The organism is Micromonospora sp. ATLC16 (genome assembly GCF_057196645.1).
Genome location: NZ_JBXUOW010000146.1, coordinates 1 through 2,380, shown reverse-complemented (window position 1 = coordinate 2,380; position 2,380 = coordinate 1). Strand labels below are relative to the sequence as shown.

Sequence of the window (2,380 nt, the reverse complement as noted above, 5' to 3'; positions counted from 1 at the left end):
GCCCCGCTGGCCGGGCAGGCGGGTGGCTGGCTCGCGCTGCGGCTGGTGTCCCGGCTGCTGCCGGGTACGGCGGCGTTGACCGCGGCGGCCGGCAACTCGGCGGGGGCCGAACGCCTGGCCGCCCGCGCCGCCACCCTTTACCGGCCACCCCGCTGACCCACCCGGACGGCCAGCAGCCCCGCTGACAGGATCCGGTTGACCAAGAAGTTCGCGCCACGGCCACCGGTCTGGCAGACGCGAACCTCTTGATCGACGGAACGGTCCTGAGCGGATGTGGGGACGGGGTCAGAGCCAGGTGAACCAGTCGCGGGGAAGCAGGGCGTAGCCGAGGAAGGCGACGATGTCCAGCAGGGCGTGGGCCACGATCAGTGGCATCACCCGGCGGGTGCGCAGGTAGCAGAGGCTGAACACCACCCCCATCACCGCGTTGCCGAGGAACGCCCCGAACCCCTGGTAGAGGTGGTACGAGGCGCGCAGCAGCGCGCTCGTCGCGATGATCGCGCCGGCCCGCCACTGGAGCTGGCGCAGCCGGGTCATCAGGTAGCCGACCACGATCATCTCCTCCAGGATGCTGTTCTGGAACGCGGCGAGGATCAGCACCGGCACCGTCCACCACAGGTCGGGCAGGGCGGCCGGCACCAGGGTGGCGTTGATGCCGAGTTGGGCGGCCGCCCAGAACAACGCCAGGCCGGGGAGTCCGATCAGCGCCGCGAGCCCGGCGCCCCGGGCCAGGTCGGAGCCGGGTCGTCCGGCGTCCAGGCCGAGCGTCCGCACCGGGTCGCCGGGGTCCCGCGCCAGCAGGTGTACGGCGAGCAGCACCGGCAGCAGCGCGAAGACGATGCCCAGCAGCTGGTACGTCAGGTCCAGGTAGGGGCGGGCCGACGCGGAGGTGTTCAACGCGGCGGTCTGCCGCGACAGGCCGCCCTCGGCGGTCAATTTCGCGATGATCGACACGACGGCGTAGACGGCCGACTGGCCGAGGGAGAGGCCGAGTACCAGCATCGTCTCGACGCCGAGCGTGCGGCGGGACACCGGGCGGGTGAGCTGAACGGTCACCGAACCACTCTGCCCGACCGGAGGTGCTGCTGGTGACGCCTGTCCACCGGCGAGCAGCCCTCACGATGCGATCGCACATTCTGTGCGACCTTCATGCACGCTCCGTGGAGATTCTGTCTGGGCCCGATCCGCCGTCAGAAGAAGGAGCGCCCCCGGTGGACAACTTCGCGCGGCTGCTGAAGGAGAGCTGGACCCTGATCGAGGAGGACCGGATCCGGCTGAGCGGTCACTTCTACGCCCGGCTCTTCCTCCTCGACCCCGAGTTGCGCAAGCTTTTCCCGGTGCAGATGACCGGCCAGGGCGACCGACTGCTCGAAGCGATCATCGCGGCGATCCACACGGTGGACGACCCGGAGGGCTTCGACGAGTTCCTCCGTGCGCTCGGACGGGACCACCGCAAGTACCACGTCGAGGCGGCCCACTACGACACGATGGGCGTGGCGCTGCTGGACGCGTTGCGCAGCATCGCCGGCGACGGCTGGAACCTGGAGTACGACCAGGCGTGGCGGGACGCGTACGCGGCGATCGCCGAGAAGATGCTCGCCGGGGCGGCGGCGGACGACGACCCACCGTTCTGGCACGCCGAGGTGCTGACCCACAGGCGGTACGGCCCGGACACCGCCGTCCTCACCTGCCGCGCGCTGCAGCACCCGTTGACCTGGCGGGCGGGTCAGTACGTCAGCGTGGAGGCGCCGCGCCACCACGCCCGGGTGTGGCGGACGTACTCGATCGCCAACGCGCCGAACGCCGACAACGTGCTGGAGTTTCACGTGCGTACGCCGACCGACGCCGCCGGCTGGGTCTCCGGCGCGCTGGTCCGTCGGACCGGGCCGGGCGACCTGCTTCGGGTGGCCGCGCCGATGGGGTCGATGACGGTCGACCGCTCGTCGGAGCGGGACATCCTCTGCGTCGCCGGTGGCGTCGGACTCGCCCCGATCAAGGCGCTCGTCGAGGATTTGGCCGGTTACAACCAGGCCCGTTGGGTGCACGTCTTCTACGGTGCCCGGACGGAGGCGGACCTCTACGGTCTGGACCGGCTGCGGGAGTTGGTGGCCGCCCACCCGTGGCTGTCGGTGACTCCGGCGTGCAGCGACGACCCGGACTTCGGCGGCGAGCAGGGCGACCTCCCCGACGTGGTGGCCCGGTACGGGCCGTGGACGACGCACGACTGTTTCGTCTCCGGATCGGCGCCGATGGTGCGCGCCACGCTCCGGGTGCTGGCCGCCGACGCCGTACCGCCGCAGCGGACCCGGTACGACACCTTCGGCAACCTGTAGAGCTTTCCTCCCCCCGAACCGGGGCGCGTGCCCCTGCCCCCTGGGGC

Annotated in this window: 2 protein-coding genes; one reads left to right on the top strand and one right to left on the bottom strand. The window is 71.4% G+C overall.

The genetic code is table 11. From position 1 onward, the window contains the following. Positions 1-285 precede the first annotated feature (285 nt). Positions 286-1,056, bottom strand: coding sequence for a CPBP family intramembrane glutamic endopeptidase (locus tag AC2CHE_RS26730; RefSeq protein ID WP_484507592.1), 771 nt, complete (start codon positions 1,054-1,056; stop codon positions 286-288). 155 nt (positions 1,057-1,211) lie between these two features. Between AC2CHE_RS26730 and AC2CHE_RS26725 the strand changes: the two genes are divergently transcribed. Next, complete coding sequence (locus AC2CHE_RS26725; RefSeq protein ID WP_484507591.1) at positions 1,212-2,333, top strand: globin domain-containing protein; 1,122 nt, start codon at positions 1,212-1,214, stop codon at positions 2,331-2,333. Positions 2,334-2,380 lie beyond the last annotated feature (47 nt).